13 protein-coding genes are annotated in these 15,768 nt (G+C 68.0%); 5 read left to right on the forward strand and 8 right to left on the reverse strand.

The genetic code is table 11. From position 1 onward, the window contains the following. Positions 1-371: 371 nt before the first annotated feature. A complete protein-coding gene (locus tag ACJH71_RS08125) occupies positions 372-1,043 on the reverse strand; it encodes a DedA family protein (RefSeq protein ID WP_406757503.1) in 672 nt (223 codons plus the stop codon). 81 nt (positions 1,044-1,124) lie between these two features. Between ACJH71_RS08125 and ACJH71_RS08130 the strand changes: the two genes are divergently transcribed. Next, positions 1,125-1,805, forward strand: coding sequence for a response regulator transcription factor (locus tag ACJH71_RS08130; RefSeq protein ID WP_406757504.1), 681 nt, complete (start codon positions 1,125-1,127; stop codon positions 1,803-1,805). On the opposite strand, the gene ACJH71_RS08135 is transcribed toward ACJH71_RS08130, so the two are convergent. Then, positions 1,775-3,187: an ATP-binding protein gene (locus ACJH71_RS08135; RefSeq protein ID WP_406757631.1), complete on the reverse strand. Its 1,413-nt coding sequence runs from the start codon at positions 3,185-3,187 to the stop codon at positions 1,775-1,777. The genes ACJH71_RS08130 and ACJH71_RS08135 overlap by 31 nt on opposite strands. Before the next feature lie 144 nt (positions 3,188-3,331). Between ACJH71_RS08135 and ACJH71_RS08140 the strand changes: the two genes are divergently transcribed. Further along, entirely contained in the window at positions 3,332-4,510 is a 1,179-nt protein-coding gene (locus ACJH71_RS08140; protein ID WP_406757505.1) for an AAA family ATPase, read from the forward strand. A gap of 13 nt (positions 4,511-4,523) precedes the next feature. Here ACJH71_RS08140 and ACJH71_RS08145 read toward each other — a convergent pair whose 3' ends face one another. Further along, positions 4,524-5,399, reverse strand: coding sequence for an SDR family oxidoreductase (locus ACJH71_RS08145; protein ID WP_406757506.1), 876 nt, complete (start codon positions 5,397-5,399; stop codon positions 4,524-4,526). A gap of 71 nt (positions 5,400-5,470) precedes the next feature. After that, positions 5,471-6,073 carry a TetR/AcrR family transcriptional regulator gene (locus tag ACJH71_RS08150; protein ID WP_406757632.1) on the reverse strand — a complete coding sequence of 201 codons (603 nt, stop codon included), beginning with the start codon at positions 6,071-6,073 and terminating at the stop codon, positions 5,471-5,473. 165 nt (positions 6,074-6,238) lie between these two features. On the opposite strand from ACJH71_RS08150, the gene ACJH71_RS08155 reads away from it, so the two are divergent. Further along, the gene (locus ACJH71_RS08155; RefSeq protein WP_406757507.1) at positions 6,239-7,714 is read left to right on the forward strand and encodes a cytochrome P450; all 1,476 of its coding nucleotides are present in this window, start codon (positions 6,239-6,241) and stop codon (positions 7,712-7,714) included. A gap of 16 nt (positions 7,715-7,730) precedes the next feature. Here the strand turns inward: ACJH71_RS08155 and ACJH71_RS08160 are convergent, their stop codons facing one another. The 4 genes from ACJH71_RS08160 to ACJH71_RS08175 all read right to left on the reverse strand — a co-directional run bounded on the left by ACJH71_RS08160 (position 7,731) and on the right by ACJH71_RS08175 (position 13,197). Then, positions 7,731-8,198: a homocitrate synthase gene (locus ACJH71_RS08160; protein WP_406757508.1), complete on the reverse strand. Its 468-nt coding sequence runs from the start codon at positions 8,196-8,198 to the stop codon at positions 7,731-7,733. A gap of 190 nt (positions 8,199-8,388) precedes the next feature. After that, positions 8,389-10,125, reverse strand: coding sequence for a ubiquinone-dependent pyruvate dehydrogenase (gene poxB / locus ACJH71_RS08165; RefSeq protein WP_406757509.1), 1,737 nt, complete (start codon positions 10,123-10,125; stop codon positions 8,389-8,391). 117 nt (positions 10,126-10,242) lie between these two features. Further along, positions 10,243-12,408 (reverse strand): acyl-CoA dehydrogenase, encoded by a 2,166-nt coding sequence (locus ACJH71_RS08170; RefSeq protein ID WP_406757510.1) that lies wholly within the window; start codon positions 12,406-12,408, stop codon positions 10,243-10,245. Between the two features lie 21 nt (positions 12,409-12,429). Then, complete coding sequence (locus tag ACJH71_RS08175; RefSeq protein ID WP_406757511.1) at positions 12,430-13,197, reverse strand: SDR family NAD(P)-dependent oxidoreductase; 768 nt, start codon at positions 13,195-13,197, stop codon at positions 12,430-12,432. A 117-nt stretch (positions 13,198-13,314) separates the two neighbouring features. Between ACJH71_RS08175 and ACJH71_RS08180 the strand changes: the two genes are divergently transcribed. Together ACJH71_RS08180 and ACJH71_RS08185 are read left to right on the forward strand one after the other, a co-directional pair. Then, the gene (locus ACJH71_RS08180; protein WP_406757512.1) at positions 13,315-15,582 is read left to right on the forward strand and encodes a carbon starvation CstA family protein; all 2,268 of its coding nucleotides are present in this window, start codon (positions 13,315-13,317) and stop codon (positions 15,580-15,582) included. Further along, entirely contained in the window at positions 15,558-15,752 is a 195-nt protein-coding gene (locus ACJH71_RS08185; protein ID WP_406757513.1) for a YbdD/YjiX family protein, read from the forward strand. Before ACJH71_RS08180 ends, ACJH71_RS08185 begins: the two co-directional genes overlap by 25 nt. Positions 15,753-15,768: the final 16 nt, after the last annotated feature.

The raw sequence follows: 15,768 nt of genomic DNA on the forward strand, positions 1-15,768 counted from the left end.
AACGAAAGGATGACGGATCGGGCACTACGTTCAGCTAGCCGCCAGGACTTTCCGTTCTCCAGCTCCGCAGCCGTGGCAGAGCACCGAAATTGGTGCCGGTTGCCGCGGCCCGGATAACTGGAAGATCCCGGGCCTGTCGGTCCCCCGAACACTACACCTAGTGGTCATCCCTCGGGGTTAATACTAGATGTTCTGAACGACATTGTTGAAATTCGCTGGTCGTAAGCTTGCGGCGCCGTGTACGTCGGCGTGTCGCATCTCACATTCGAGCATCTCTCTCTTCATAACCGCAGGTCTACCACTCGGCACCGACAAGCGATCGGCGCAGGCACCCGCCGGCCTCCTGCCAGCAAAGCTGCCCAGCCTCCCCATCAACGCGTCCCGGCAGGCACAGATTCCCGCAGATCCGCCACGGCAACGGGGGCCGGCCGGCGACGGTTCCGGCGCAGACGGCCGCCCACGACGCCCAGCAGCACCGGTACCAGCGACACTGCGATGACCGCCAGCAGAACCAGGTCCAGATGTGCGCGGACGAACCCGATGCCGCCGAGCTGGTACCCCAGCAAAGGGACGCCCGCACCCCAGGCCAAAGACCCGGCGATGCTGTAGCCGGTGAACGTTCGGTGGCGCATTCCCGACGCCCCCGCCAGCACCGGCGTCAGGGTCCGCGCCACCGCGACGAAGCGCGCCAGGAAGACCGTCGCCTTGCCGTGGGCAGCGAAGTAGCGCTGGGCGCGCTCCACCTGATGGCGGCCGAGCCGTCGGGCGCCCCGCGACTCCAGCACCGCCGGCCCCGCCTTGACCCCGAGGAAGTACCCGCACTGATCGCCGGCGATCGCCGCGAGCGGCACGGTCAGTATCAGCAGCCACAATGGAACCGCGGGGTGAACTTGAGCGGCCAGCACGCCCGCGGTGAACAGCAGCGAGTCGCCGGGCAGGAAGAAGCCCACCAGGAGACCGGTCTCGACGAACACCACCGCCAGCACGCCCAGCAGACCGAACGTGGCGATCAAAGTGTCTGGATTGGTAGTAATTCCGGTCATGGCACCAGCTTGTCCGCGAGGCGCTGTGGGACCGCTGAGAACGCGGCGAGCCCGGTGGTCGCGCTCTGCTGTACTGGTGTGGTGCGGATACTGCTGGTCGAAGACGAGGCTCGGCTGGCTGAGACGGTGCGTCGTGGACTGGTCGCCGAGGGCTTCGTCGTCGACGTCGAACACGACGGCGCAGATGGTCTGGCCGCCGCCACCACCGGCGACTACGACGTGGTGGTGCTGGACATCATGCTGCCCGGCCTCAGCGGCTATCAGGTGGTTCGCGAGCTGCGAGCCCAGCAGGTGTGGACGCCGGTACTCATGCTGTCGGCCAAGGACGGCGAGTACGACATGGCGGATGCCTTCGACATCGGTGCCGACGACTACCTGACTAAGCCGTTCTCATTCGTCGTGCTGGTGGCGCGGCTACGCGCACTGCTGCGCCGAGGCGCCCCGGCGCGTCCGACGGTGCTCACCGCCGGCACCCTGACGCTGGATCCGGCTCGGCGCCGGGTGACCCGCGGCGACACGGTGCTCACCCTGACGCCGCGGGAATTCGGGCTGCTGCAGTTCTTGATGCGGAACCAGGGTGACGTCGTCACCAAGCCCGAGATCCTGCGGTCGGTGTGGGATACGAACTACTCCGGCGACGAGAACGTCGTCGAGGTCTACATCGGTTATCTGCGCCGCAAGGTCGACGTGCCGTTCGGGCTCGCCACCATCGAGACCGTGCGTGGCGCCGGCTACCGGCTGCGCTCGGACAGCGATTCTTGATCGGGGCAACCCTGCCGCGGCAGTGCGACGGTGAACACCGCACCACCGGCGGCAGCATCACCGACAGCGACGGTGCCCCGGTGGGCGCGCACCACCTCCGCGACGATCGCCAGGCCGAGCCCGGTTCCACCTGACGCCCGGGCCCGGGCCGCGTCGAGCCGAACAAACCGTTCGAAGATCCGGCTCCGATCCCGCGCCGGGATCCCGGGACCATCGTCGGCGATCGTGATCACGACGCCGTCCGGGACCGGACGGCAGCTCAGCGTCACCGTGCTGCGGGCATACCGGGCCGCGTTGTCGACCAGGTTGCGAACCACCCGGGTCAGGGCGGCGCGATCGCCCGTTACCCGGCAGGCCCGGATTTCGGTCGCGACGCCGACCGCCCCGTTACCACTCAGCCGGGCCGCCTCGGCCTCCATCAGATCGTCGATGTCGACGTCCTCCCACCGCAGTCCCAGTGCCCCTTCGTCGGAGCGGGCCAGCAGCAACAGGTCTTCGAGAAGTCGGCTCATCCGGCGTGATTCCGGAAGCAGCGATTCGTCGATCAGTTCCCGGTCCATCAGCTCGGGCCGGCCACTGGCCAGCTCCAGCGCGGTGGTGATCGTGGCGAGCGGGCTGCGCAGTTCGTGCGAGACATCGCTGACCAGGCGAAGTTGGGCGGCCCTGCCGTGTTCCAGGCGAGCGAGCATGGCGTTCATCGTCGTCGCCAGTTCGGCGATCTCGTCATGGGTTCGGGGAACCGGAACCCGCTCGGTCAGGTCAGCGCTCGAGATCGACGCCACCTGGGTGCGGATCGCTTCCACCGGGCGCAGTGCGGCGCCGACCAGGCGGAAAGTTCCCGCCGCCACCAACACGATCAGAATCGGCGCGCCGAGCGCCAGCAGCACACCGACCTCGGCGACGATCTCTTCGACCGGTTCGCGGTCCACCCCCACCAGCACGGTGACCGGAGCTCCGTCGGCGGCGGCGCCGCGGGCCGATACCCAATACTCCTCGCCAGTGGCGGATTCGACGCGGCCCACGTAGCGCGCTTTGCCCTCATCGAGGGCTACCGCGGCCAGTGGAGATCGGGGTGCGCCGTTGGAGGCGGCCCGGATCACGCCCGACGCCCCGATCACCTGCACCACGGCGATCTGCCCATCGGTGGCCAGCAGCGCCGACTCCAGATCGTCGAGATCGTCAGACCGCAGCTGGGCGGCGATGTTTTCGGCGCGAAGTCCCGCCGCGGTTTCGGCGGTCGATTCCAGCGACCGATACAGCACCAGCAGGAGCAGCCCGCCCGCAATGGCGAGGCAGATCGTCATCACCGCCGCGGCGGCCAGCGCCGATCGGGTCCGCACACCGCTGTACAGCGAGCGAAGCCGCTCGATGACGGCCCGCATCCGGTGCGTGCTGCCCCTCACCCCACCTCCCAGTTCATCGCGTCTCGACACAGCATGCCCGTCATCGTGGCCCGCCGCCGCTGTGACGCCACTGAGGCCGCGGGTGGCCATCCCCTGTCGGAGGAGCCCGCTAACCTGCCGAGCATGCTTTCGACGCTGGCTGTGCGCGGGTACCGCTCGCTGCGCGACCTGGTGCTGCCGTTGCGCCCTCTCACGGTCGTCACCGGGGCCAACGGCACCGGCAAGTCGTCGCTGTATCGGGCGCTACGACTGTTGGCCGACTGCGGGCGTGGCGAGGTGATCGGCTCGCTGGCCCGCGAGGGCGGCCTGGAGTCGGTGCTGTGGGCCGGCCCCGAACAGCTCGGCGAAGCGCGGCGCAGCGGAGCCGCCCAAGGCAGTGTGCGCACCCGACCGGTGTCGCTGGAGATGGGTTTCGCCTCTGACGATTTCGGCTACCTGGTCGATCTGGGACTGCCGCAGGACCCCGAGCAGGCGTCGGCGTTCGCCCACGATCCGGAGATCAAGCGGGAGATCGTGTTCGCCGGACCGGTGCCGCGGCGCGGCGCCACCTTGGTCAGCCGCACCCGGGCTTTCGCGCAGTCCAGCACGGACTCCGGTGTCGAGGAACTGTCGCGGACCCTGCCGACCTATCGCAGCGTGCTCGCCGAATTCGCCCACCCCGCCGCACATCCGGAACTGGCCGCAGTACGGGACCGGCTGCGGGACTGGCGCTTCTACGACGGCTTCCGGGTCGATGCCGGCGCACCGGTGCGACGGCCGCAGGTCGGCACGCGCACGCCGGTACTCGCCGGCGACGGCGTCGATCTGGCTGCGGCGGTACAGACCATCATCGAGTCCGGCGACGACGAGCTGGACCGTGCGATCGCCGCCGCATTCGACGGGGCCACGCTGTCGGTCAGCTCCCACGACGGCATGTTCGACGTTCAGCTGCGCCAGCGCGGCATGCTGCGGCCATTGCGTACCGCCGAACTGTCCGACGGCACCCTGCGCTTCCTGCTGTGGGCCGCCGCCCTGCTGAGTCCCCAGCCACCGTCGCTGATGGTGCTCAACGAGCCGGAAACCTCACTGCACCCCGACCTGGTGGCGCCCCTGGCCGAACTCATCCGGGCCGCAGCCAACCGGACCCAGGTCGTGGTGGTCACCCACGCGCGCGCCATGCCCGAACTGCTCGCCGCCGTGCCGGTCGCCGAGGCCGACCGCCACGACACCGCGGAGATCGAGGTCTACAAAGACTTCGGCGAGACGCGAGCCGCCGGGCTGGGTCTGCTCAACACCCCGGCCTGGAACTGGGGCAGCCGCTGAGCCATCTGGCGGCTCAGGAGCTGCGCAGTGACGCCTGCGACGGCCGCAGTGCCCGGCTGAACAGCGCGTTGGCCTGACGCATGGCCACGCTGTAGGGCAACCAGGCCAGCCGCTTGAACGCGTACAGCGCCCGGATGTCACCGGAGGTGTAGACCAGGTAGCGGTTGCGGGCCACCCCGGCCAGGATCTTGTCCGCCGCCTTCTCCGGCGACACGGCATGGCCGGCAAAACGGCCCACCCATTTCTCCACGTGCGGGTCCTCGCGGTCCACGCCGGCGATCTCGACGGTGTGGACCAGCCCGGTCTTCACCGCGCCGGGCACCACCACCGACACCCCGATCTTGTGCCGGGCCAGGTCGAAGCGCAGCACCTCCGACACTCCGCGCAGGCCGTACTTGCTGGCGGAATAGGCCGCGTGCCAGGGCAAGGCGACGATTCCGGCCGCCGAGGACACATTGACCAGGTGCCCGCCGCGGCCGGCGGCGATCATCTGCGGCAGCAGCGACTCGATGACGTGGATCGGGCCCATCAGGTTGATGTCGACCATCTTTCGCCACTGCTGGTGGGTCAACCGGTCGACGGTCCCCCACGCCGACACCCCGGCAATGTTCATCACGACGTCCATCGCCCCATGCCGCTCATGAATGTCGGCGGCGAAAGCGGCGACATCGTCGTAGTCGGCGATGTCGACCACCCGGTGCTCGGGTACCAGCGCGCCCAGCGCGCGTGCGTCCGCGACGGTTTCGGCCAGGCCTTCGGCGTTGCGGTCGGTCAGGTACAGCTCGGCGCCGTGCTCAGCCAGCCGCAACGCGGTCGCCCGCCCGATCCCGCTCGCCGCTCCGGTGATGAAGCACCGCTTGCCCCGGTAGTACTGCGCTACGCGTGTCATGGGTGCAGACGATACCGGCGGTACCGCTCACCGATGATTCAATCCCCCGGTGAGCTGCTGGCGGCGAGCCGTTAGCGCTTGCGGCCGCCCCACAGCGCGTTGCGCCACAACGCCTCGAGCACCTGCACGCCACGACCCACGTCACCGGTGGGCCCGACGAAGGCACTGTCTCCGGAAAGCATGTAGGCGGTGGTAGCGCCCAGGGTCCGCACCAGCGCCGGGATGTCGTCGCTGATCGGGTTCGCGGTCCCCGCGGCGAGTTCGTCGTTGACCACGCCGACGATCTGGTCAATCACCGCATCGATCTGCGCGTCGAGCAGCTCTCGGATCTCGGCGTCGCTGTTGCGGGCCAGGTTGCACGCCGACATCACCGGATCGTTGTGAGCGTAGACCGCGGCCGCACTGCCCACCATGCGCTCGGCGAATGCCTCCGTCGATTCGTCGGCACCCCGCGGCGCGAAGTAGTGGGTCAGTTCTTCGAGCTCGTGCGTGGCCTCCGCCAGGATGTGGGCGAGCACGGCGTACTTGGAGTCGAAGTAGAAATAGAAGCCCGAGCGCGCTACACCGGCCCGATCGCTGATGGTGCTGACCGACAGTTCCGCGAAGGGTTTCTCCTCCAGCAGTTCGCGCACCGCCTGAACAATCGCCTGACGTTGTTTGTCGCCCCGCCGCATCGGCAGATCGTCGGCAGACCGCCCACCCGCGCCATCCTCGCTATTCACCTTTGCACCTTGCACCACGCCGCGCCGGATTCAAACTTGACAGGCGTCAAACTTACTTCAAGGATTAGGGCCGAGTGACGGTTACCACAACCTGTCCGGGCCGTTAGAGGAGCGTCTGTGACCACCATCAGCACCCCGCGTTACCTGCTCGACCAGGCAAAACGCCGGTTCATCCCGACCGTGAACACCATCCCCGGGATGGGATTGCTGGAAAAGCGGCTGATGACAGTCGACTGGCCGCAACGGACGCTGGCTACCCCGCCGGAAGGCAGCGATCTGAAGCCCATCGTCGGCGACTCGGGGCTGCCGCTGCTGGGTCACATCGTCGAGATGTTCCGCCAGGGACCCGACTTCCCACTGCATCTGTACAACACCCGGGGCCCGATCACCTTCGCCGACTCGCCCATCCTGCCGTCGATCGTCGCCCTGGGACCCGACGCCACCCAGACGATCTTCACCAACAAGAACAAGGACTACTCACAGAAGGGCTGGCTCCCGGTGATCGGGCCGTTCTTCAACCGCGGCCTGATGATGCTCGACTTCGACGAGCACATGGGCCATAGGCGGATCATGCAGTCCGCCTTCACCCGGCCCCGGCTGGCCAGCTACGTCGAGGACATCGACCGGGTGGCCTCGGCGATCGTGGCCGACTGGCCCACCGACGACGGCCGTTTCCTGGTGTATCCGGCGATGAAGGAATTGACCCTCGACGTCGCCTCGGTAGTGTTCATGGGCCACGAGCCGGGCAGCGACCACCAGCTGGTCACCAAGGTCAACCGCGCCTTCGAGCAGACCACTCGGGCCGGCGGCGCGATCATCCGGACCGGCTTGCCGCCGTTCAAGTGGTGGCAGGGCCTGCAGGGCCGCAAGCTGCTCGAGGACTACTTCGTCGAGCGGGTCAAAGAGCGTCGCAAGGCCGAGGGCACCGACATGCTGACCGTGCTCTGTCACACCGCCGACGAGGACGGCAACAGCTTCTCCGACGCCGACATCGTCAACCACATGATCTTTTTGATGATGGCCGCCCACGACACCACCACCTCGACGGTGACCACGATGATCTACCACCTGGCCGCCCACCCGGAGTGGCAGGACCGAGCGCGCGACGAGTCGACGCGCCTGGGCGACAGCCCGCTGGACATCGAGTCGCTGGAGAAGCTGGAGACCCTCGACCTGGTCATGGACGAGTCCCTTCGGCTGGTGACGCCGCTGCCGTTCAACATGCGCCAAACCGTGCGCGACACCGATCTGCTGGGCCACTACGTGCCGGCCGGCACCAACGTGGTCACCTGGCCGGGCATGAACCACTGGCTGCCCGAGCTGTACACCAACCCGCGCCAATTCGACCCCGAGCGGTTCCTCGAGCCACGGGCCGAGCACAAGAAGCACCGCTACGCCTGGGCGCCGTTCGGCGGCGGGGCGCACAAGTGCATCGGAATGGTGTTCGGCCGTCTCGAGGTCAAGACGGTGCTGCATCGGCTACTGCGCCAGTACCGGATTGAGCTGGCCCACCCGGACTACAAGCCGCGTTGGGACTACGGCGGCATGCCGATCCCGATGGACGGGATGCCGATCGTCCTGCGCCGGCTCTAGCCGCGCGCCGGCACGATCACCCTGCCGTCAACAGCCGGTTGACACACGTGACGACGGCATCCACGGCCGAGGCCCCTGCGTCGGGCGCGAAGCCCACCGCCCAGGCCGTCGCGCGGCCATTGGATCCGTGGATGAACGTCGCCGTCTCGGCGCCGCAAGCGAGCTGATGAAATCCTAGGATTTCCAACGTGATTCCGCGCTCGTAGAGCATCTCGGTCAGCGCGGCCAGCGGTCCGTGCGCCGCGGCGGTGCACGTGCCGGTCCGGTCTCCGATGGCGATCGTCGCCTGATAGGTGCGGCCCTCTAGCCCCACCCGTGCCGTGGGTCGGTCGGCGTCCAGGCAACGCCACCGGCCCAGCCGCAGCGGCCCAGCGCAGCGCCCATAGTTGGCCACGAAGCCTTCCCACGTGAGCTGGGCGGCCGAGTCGCGCAGTTCACGTGGGAGTCGGGTGCTGAACCGATCTGCGAAGGATGTGTATGCCATGGTGCGGTCTTTTCTGCTCGAAGAGAGCGACCGACGGGTAGTAGCTTCCGACCCACAGCGGGGGGCCGGTCTGGATCAGACCCCGCTGCGGGTGCTGGCTACTACGACTAGGTACCGCATGATGTCACCCAGGCTAGTAGCGGGTCCGCCGGACGCGCAATGCATTTATGGACCAGCGTCGAGATCGATATCAATTCAAGATGCGGCGGGCCACGTTGGTGGTCACCAGATCCAGCAGCTCGTCGGCGCGACCGGCCAGGATGGTCCGGATCGCATACAGCGAAAATCCTTTGGCCTGCTCAGCGGTGATCGCCGGGGGGATCGACAGTTCCTGGCGGGCGGTGACGACGTCGACGACCGCCGGACCGTCGTAAGCGAATGCCTCGGTCAGGGCCGCTTCCAAATCGGCGGGATGCTCCACCCGACGTCCGAACATACCCAACGCGGTGGCGACGGCGCCGAAGTCTGGATTGTCTAACTCGGTACCGAAGTTGACGATGCCGGCGGCCTTCATCTCCAGTTCGACGAAGTTCAGCGACGAGTTGTTGAACACGATCAGCTTGACCGGCAAGCGATTCTGCGTCAGCGTCAGCAGCTCGCCGAACAGCATCGCCAGCCCGCCGTCACCGGCCAACGCGATGACCTGTCGCTCACGGTCGCTGGACTGGGCGCCGATCGCGTGCGGCAGTGCGCACGCCATGGTGCCGTGGTTGAACGATCCGATCAGCCGCCGCCGCCCGTTCATGGTCACGTAGCGAGCCGCCCACACGACCGGGGAGCCGACGTCGACGGTGAACACCGCGTCGTCGTTGGCCAGCCGATTAGCCAGCGCGGCAACATATTCGGGACGTATCGGGGTGCGATCCCGATCGTTGGACGCCAGCGCGTCCAGTCTCTTGCGGGTCTTGCGGTAGTGCTTCAGCGACTTGTCCAAATGGCTGCTGTCGTTCTTGCGCACCAGCAACGGCTGCAACGCGGCGACGGTGTCGGCAACTGTGCCGCGCAACCCGAGATCGATCGGGGTGCGCCGGCCCAGGTTCCGACCGCGAATGTCGACCTGAATGATCTGCGCCCGATCGGGATAGAACTGCTGATAGGGAAAGTCCGTGCCGAGCATCAGCAACACGTCGGCTTCCCTGATCGCCTTGTAGCCCGAGGCGAAGCCCAGCAGTCCGGTCATGCCGACGTCAAAGGGATTGTCGTACTCGATGTATTCCTTGCCGCGCAACGCGTGCACGATCGGAGCCGCCAATGTGCGCGCCAGCTCCATCACCTGGTCGTGCGCACCGGCGACGCCCGCACCGGCCAGGATCGTGACATTGGCGGCGGCGTTGAGCATGGCCGCGGCCGCCCGCAGCCCCTGCTCGTCGGGGTGGCACACCGACCCGGTGGGCAGCACCGGACGCGCTCCCCAGCCGGTCTCGTCGAGGCGGTGGCCGAAGATCTCGCCCGGCACCACCACGACGGCGACGCCGTTCTCCTCCACCGCCGCTCGCATGGCCAGCTCCAGGATGCGCGGCGCCTGCTCGGGGGTGCTGACCAGCTCGCAGTAGACGCTGCATTCGCGAAACAGGTTCTGCGGATGGGTTTCCTGGAAGTAGTCGGAGCCGACCTCGGCCAGTGGGATGTGGGCAGCGATCGCCAGCACCGGCACCCGGCTGCGCTGGGCGTCGAACAGGCCGTTGATCAGGTGCAGGTTGCCGGGTCCGCAGCTACCTGCGCACACCGCCAAGTTGCCGCTGAGCGCCGCTTCGGCTGCGGCCGCGAACGCCGCGGTCTCCTCGTGGCGCACCTGTTCCCACCTGACCTCGCCGTCGCGGCGGATCGCATCGGTGAGCCCGTTGAGACTGTCGCCGGGTATCCCGACGATGCGCTGCACCCCGCTGTGTTTGAGGGCGGCGATCACATGGTCTGCGACAGTTGCCATTTCGCGTTCTCCTCACCGCGATCCAGGGTGCGCGGAATGCCGCTGCATTCGGCGTGTCGCTGTGCAAACACGCTCCCCCGCAAGCGGGGGTACCCCCACCTGGCGCAGTGAGAAACGCTACTTGATCAGCGGGTCGCGGGGCATCCCCAGAATTCGCTCGGCGATCTGGTTGCGCGTCACCTCCGAGGTGCCGCCGGCGATCGCGATACCGCGCGCGCCCATCACCATCCGGCCGGCCATGGCGCCCGGCCCGTCGTCCAGGGCGACGTCGGGGCCCAGCAGCGCCGCTCCGATGGCCGCCCCATCACCCATGTGCTCGGCGAGCTTGAGCTTGGTGACGTTGCCCTCCGGTCCCGGGCCGGCGCCGGCGATGCTGCGCGCCACCCGGCGCAGGTTGAGCAGTCGCAACGCGTGCTCGTCGGCAACGAACCGGCCGATCCGCGCCGCGGCGTCGGCCACCGTATTCCGGTGCTGCTGAGCCAGCGCGATCAGCCGCTGGTCGACCCCGGCGGTGTAGGAGCCACCTCCGCCGATGCTGACCCGTTCATTGCCCAAGGTCGCACGGGCCACCTTCCAGCCCTCGTTGACCTCGCCGACGACGTCCTCATCGGGAACGAACACGTCGTTGAAGAACACCTCGTTGAACTCCGACCCACCGGTGATCTGGCGCAACGGCCGCACTTCGACGCCGGGCGCCTTCATGTCGATGATCACCATGGTGATGCCGGCGTGCTTGGGCACGTCGAAGTCGGTGCGCACCGTGGCCAGGCCGCGCCGGCACAGGTGGGCGCCGGAGGTCCACACCTTCTGACCGTTGATCTGCCAGCCACCCTCGACCCGGGTTGCCTTGGTCTTGACCGCGGCGGCATCCGAGCCCGCAGCGGGCTCGGAGAACAGCTGGCACCAAATCTCCTCCTGGCGCAGCGCCTTCTCCACGAATCGCTGGATCTGCCAGTCGGTGCCCTGCTGAATCAGCGTCAGGATCACCCAGCCGGTGATCGAGTAGTCGGGCCGCTGGATACCGGCGGCGCTGAATTCCTGCTCGATCACCAGCTGCTCGACGGCGTCGGCGGCCCGGCCCCACGGCTTGGGCCAGTGCGGCATCACGTAGCCGGTCGCGATCAACCGGTCCAGCTGGTCTTCGGTGCCCAACGCCGCGATCTCGGCGGCGTCGGCGTGGATTCGGACGCGCAGCTCCTCGGCTTCGGGCGGCAGGTCCAGGCTGTTGGCCCGCGTGATGCCGGCCGCGGCGCTCTCGAAAACGGCCAGGGCCGGCGCGTCGCCGCCGAACAACGCCTGCACGGTCAGGGCCCGACGCAGCTGCAGGTGGGCGTCGTGCTCCCAGGTGTAGCCGATACCGCCGTGCACCTGGATGTTGAGCTCGGCGTTGCGCACGTAGGCGGGAAACGCCAGCGTGGCCGCTACCGCCGCGGCCAGCCGGAAGGCGTACTCGTCCTCCCCGTCAGCCCGCGCGGCATCCCACACCGCGGCGGTTGCCGACTCGGCGCCGACCAGCATGTTGGCGCAATGGTGCTTGATGGCCTGGAAGGTGGCGATGGTCCGGCCGAACTGTTCGCGCACCTTGGCGTACTCGACGGCCGAATCGGTGCAGTCGGCCGCACCGCCGACCGATTCGGCGGCCAGCAAGACCCGGGCGCGCGCCAGCGCCGACTCACGCCCACCGGACAGGACGTCGTCGGCGCTGACTCCGACACCGGTCAGCGTCACTCGTCCGGACCGGCGGGTGGGGTCGAGGTTGCCGGGCACGTCGACGTTGACCCCGGCGCGGTCCCGCTCGAGCACCAGCACGTCCTCACCGGCGGCCACCAGCAGCACCTCGGCCAGGCCCGCGCCCAGCACCACACCGGCGTCACCGGAGGCCACGCCGCCGTCCAGGACGACGTCACCGGCCAGCCCCACGCCGGCGGTGAGAGAACCGTCGATCAGCCCGGGCAGCAGACGGGCCTGCTGCTCGGGGGTGCCGGCGGCAGCGATCACCGCCGAGGCGATGACGGTCGGAACGAACGGCCCCGGCGCCACCGCCCGGCCCAGCTCCTCGATCACCACCACCAACTCCGGCAGCCCGAAGCCCGAACCACCGTGCTCCTCGTCGATATGCAGGCCCAGCCAGCCCAGCGCGGCCAGTTCGGCCCAGAACGGTGGCCGAGTCTCCTCGGCCGCGTCGAGCAGCGCACGGGCCGCCGAGCGGGCCTTCTGCGCGGTCAAGAATCCGCGGGCCACTTCGGCCAGTTCGCGGTGGTCTTCGGTTACTGCGATGCCCATGGGCTGTCTCCTGGCTTTCGTTTACTTGGGGGCGAACCGCTGCCCGGCGTCGAGCCGCAGGCATTGTCCATTGAGCATCGGGTTGTCGACGACGGCGGCAACCAACTTGGCGAACTCTTCGGGCCGCCCGAGGCGCTTGGGAAACGCCGCGTCCTTGGTCAGGGCACTGGCGAACTCCTCCGGGATGCCCTTGGTCAGCCCGGTGGCGAACAGGCTCGGCGCGATCGCCAGCGCCCGGATGCCCACCGAACCGAGGTCGCGAGCCATGGTCAGAGACATACCGGCGACGCCCGCCTTGGCGGCGGTGTAGGCGACCTGGCCGATCTGACCCTCGAACGCAGCGATAGACGCCGTGTTGATGATGACGCCGCGCTCGTCGTCTTCGGGCTCGTTGGTGCTCATGTGCGCGGCGGCCAGCCGGTTGATGTTGAACGTGGCGATCAGGTTCAGGTCGATCACCGCACGGAAGGACTCCAGGTCGTGCGGGCCGGACTTGCTCAAGGTGCGCTTGGCGATACCCCCGCCCGCCGTGGTGACGATGACGTGCAGCCCACCCAGGCCCTGGACCGCCGCAGCCAGAGTCTTCTCGGTGGCATCGAAATCGGTGATGTCCACCGGGTAGAAGGCGCCAGCCCCACCCTTTAGACCGGCGGCTACCTCTTTGCCCTCCGAGCCTTCCCGGTCGAGCACCGCGACGTCTGCCCCGCCGGCAGCGAGCAGCTCCGCGGTGGCCCGGCCCATTCCGGAAGCGCCGCCGACGACGACGACCTTCTTGCCGTTGATGTCCATGCACACCCCTTCGCCGCCGTTACGGGAAATCTAGTAGTTGAGAATCTAGGACAAGTTATCGTTCCGCTCGGAAACCGCTGCCCCTCGGGCATCAGAGAAGGCCTCAAGGAGGTACCCGTGGCCGCACCGACGGCGCCGGAGGTAGTCGAGCGACACGACGGGCCGGTGACTTATGTGCACACCGACCCCGAGTTGCCCGCGGTGGCGGTGATCGACCGCTCCCCCATCTCCGCACGACACAAAATGGTGTTCGGTGCGGTCGCGGTCGCGGGCGCGGCGGCGTGGGCGTCGATCGCGTTCGCCCGCGGCGAGTCGGTGAACGCCGTGTGGTTCGTCATCGCCGCGGTGTGCACCTACATCATCGGATTCCGTTTCTACGCACGATTTATCGAACGCAAGATCGTTCGCCCGCGCGATGACCACGCCACGCCCGCCGAGATCTTCGAGGACGGCACCGACTATCTGCCGACCGACCGGCGGGTGCTCTTCGGCCACCATTTCGCGGCAATCGCCGGCGCAGGCCCGCTGGTCGGCCCGGTGCTGGCCACGCAGATGGGCTACCTGCCGGGCACCATCTGGATCATCATCGGCGCGGTGGTGGCCGGCTGCGTGCAGGACTACCTGGTGCTGTGGTGCTCGGTGCGCCGACGGGGCCGCTCCCTGGGACAGATGGCACGCGAGGAACTGGGTGTGATCGGCGGGGCGGCCGCGATCATCGGCGTACTGGTCATCATGGTGATCCTGATCGCGGTGCTGGCCCTGATCGTGGTGCGGGCCTTGGCGGTCAGTCCCTGGGGCGTGTTCTCCATCGCGATGACGATCCCGATCGCCCTGTTCATGGGGTTCTACCTGCGGTACTTGCGACCGGGCCGGGTGTCCGAGGTGTCTCTGATCGGAATCGTCGCGCTACTGGCTGCTGTGGCTTCGGGCAAGTGGGTCGCCGAAACCTCTTGGGGTGTCGCATGGTTCACGTTGTCCCCGGTGACGTTGTCCTGGTGCATCATCGGCTACGGCTTCGCCGCCTCGGTGCTGCCGGTGTGGTTGTTGCTGGCGCCGCGTGACTACCTGTCGACGTTCATGAAGGTCGGCACGATCATTCTGCTGGCCGTCGGCATCCTGATCGCCCGGCCGCTGATGGCCGCGCCGGCCGTCTCGGAGTTCGCCCGCACCGGCGAGGGGCCGGTGTTCGCCGGGTCGTTGTTCCCGTTCCTGTTCATCACGATCGCGTGCGGCGCGCTGTCGGGATTTCATTCGCTGATCGCCTCGGGCACCACCCCGAAACTGCTCGAAAAAGAGAGCCAGATGCGGCTGATCGGTTACGGCGGGATGCTCACCGAGTCTTTCGTCGCGGTGATGGCGCTGATCACCGCCTCGATTCTGGACCAGCACCTATTTTTCACCCTCAATGCTCCGGTCGCCGCGACCGGCGGCACCGCCTCAAGCGCCGCCGCTTACGTCAACGGCCTCGGGCTGGGCGGGTCGCCGATTACCGCCGATCAGATCACCGAGGCCGCCACCGCGGTCGGGGAACAGTCGATCGTGTCGCGTACCGGCGGGGCCCCGACCCTGGCGTTGGGAATGGCCGACGTACTGGGGCGGGTGTTCGGCGGGCCCGGCCTCAAGGCCTTCTGGTACCACTTCGCGATCATGTTCGAGGCGCTGTTCATCCTGACCACCGTCGACGCCGGCACCCGGGTGGCCCGATTCATGCTCTCCGACGCGCTGAGCAATCTGGGCGGACCGCTGCGCCGGCTGTCCAACCCGAGTTGGCGGGTCGGAGCGTGGGTGTGCAGCTTGGTGGTGGTCGCCGGGTGGGGTTCGATCCTGTTGATGGGTGTCACCGATCCGCTCGGCGGGATCAATACCCTTTTCCCGCTGTTCGGTATCGCCAACCAGTTGCTGGCCGCGATCGCGCTGACCGCGGTGACGGTGATCGTGATCAAGAAGGGCAACGGGACCTCAGGGCTGAAATGGGCACTGATCCCGGGCATTCCGCTGCTGTGGGATCTGACCGTCACCATGACGGCGTCGTGGCAGAAGATCTTCTCCGGTGATCCGCGGGTGGGCTACTGGACTCAGCACTTCGCCTACCGGGCCGCCGAACGCGCCGGCGAAACCTCCTTCGGATCGGCGGCCACCCCAGCGCAATTGCACGACGTCGTCCGCAACACCTTCATCCAGGGCACCTTGTCGATTGTGTTCGCCTCCGTGGTGGCGGTGGTGGTCATTGCGGGAATTCTGGTGTCACTGCGGGCGATTCGCGGCGCAGGGTCGACCGCCGAGCCGCCGCCGGTGCCCTCGCGGCGATTCGCGCCCGCGGGGCTGATCCCGACCGCGGCCGAACGAAAGGTGCAGGCGCAATGGGACGCCCGCTGCGCGGACTAGGTCGGGCCGCCCGTCACGTCGGCTGGTACTGGGCATCGTTGTTGGGCGACAACCACTACCGCCGCTACCTGCAGTACCGCCGTCGCGCCCATCCCGGCGAACCGGTGCTCTCCGAGCGCGACTACTGGCGGCGCCGGCACGACGGCGATCCCGGGGCACGCTGCTGCTGACGCTGCCGTGTCCAAA

This window comes from Mycobacterium sp. SMC-15, assembly GCF_045310925.1.
Classification (GTDB): Bacteria; Actinomycetota; Actinomycetes; order Mycobacteriales; family Mycobacteriaceae; genus Mycobacterium.

Bases quoted from the DNA above. Each gene is read 5' to 3' on its own strand.
- ACJH71_RS08125 (WP_406757503.1), bottom strand. From the start codon at position 1,043: ATGACCGGAATTACTACCAATCCAGACACTTTGATCGCCACGTTCGGT.
- ACJH71_RS08135 (WP_406757631.1), bottom strand. From the start codon at position 3,187: ATGCGGGCCGTCATCGAGCGGCTTCGCTCGCTGTACAGCGGTGTGCGG.
- ACJH71_RS08140 (WP_406757505.1), top strand. From the start codon at position 3,332: ATGCTTTCGACGCTGGCTGTGCGCGGGTACCGCTCGCTGCGCGACCTG.
- ACJH71_RS08145 (WP_406757506.1), bottom strand. From the start codon at position 5,399: ATGACACGCGTAGCGCAGTACTACCGGGGCAAGCGGTGCTTCATCACC.
- ACJH71_RS08150 (WP_406757632.1), bottom strand. From the start codon at position 6,073: ATGCGGCGGGGCGACAAACAACGTCAGGCGATTGTTCAGGCGGTGCGC.
- ACJH71_RS08160 (WP_406757508.1), bottom strand. From the start codon at position 8,198: ATGGCATACACATCCTTCGCAGATCGGTTCAGCACCCGACTCCCACGT.
- poxB (WP_406757509.1), bottom strand. From the start codon at position 10,125: ATGGCAACTGTCGCAGACCATGTGATCGCCGCCCTCAAACACAGCGGG.
- ACJH71_RS08170 (WP_406757510.1), bottom strand. From the start codon at position 12,408: ATGGGCATCGCAGTAACCGAAGACCACCGCGAACTGGCCGAAGTGGCC.
- ACJH71_RS08175 (WP_406757511.1), bottom strand. From the start codon at position 13,197: ATGGACATCAACGGCAAGAAGGTCGTCGTCGTCGGCGGCGCTTCCGGA.
- ACJH71_RS08185 (WP_406757513.1), top strand. From the start codon at position 15,558: ATGGGACGCCCGCTGCGCGGACTAGGTCGGGCCGCCCGTCACGTCGGC.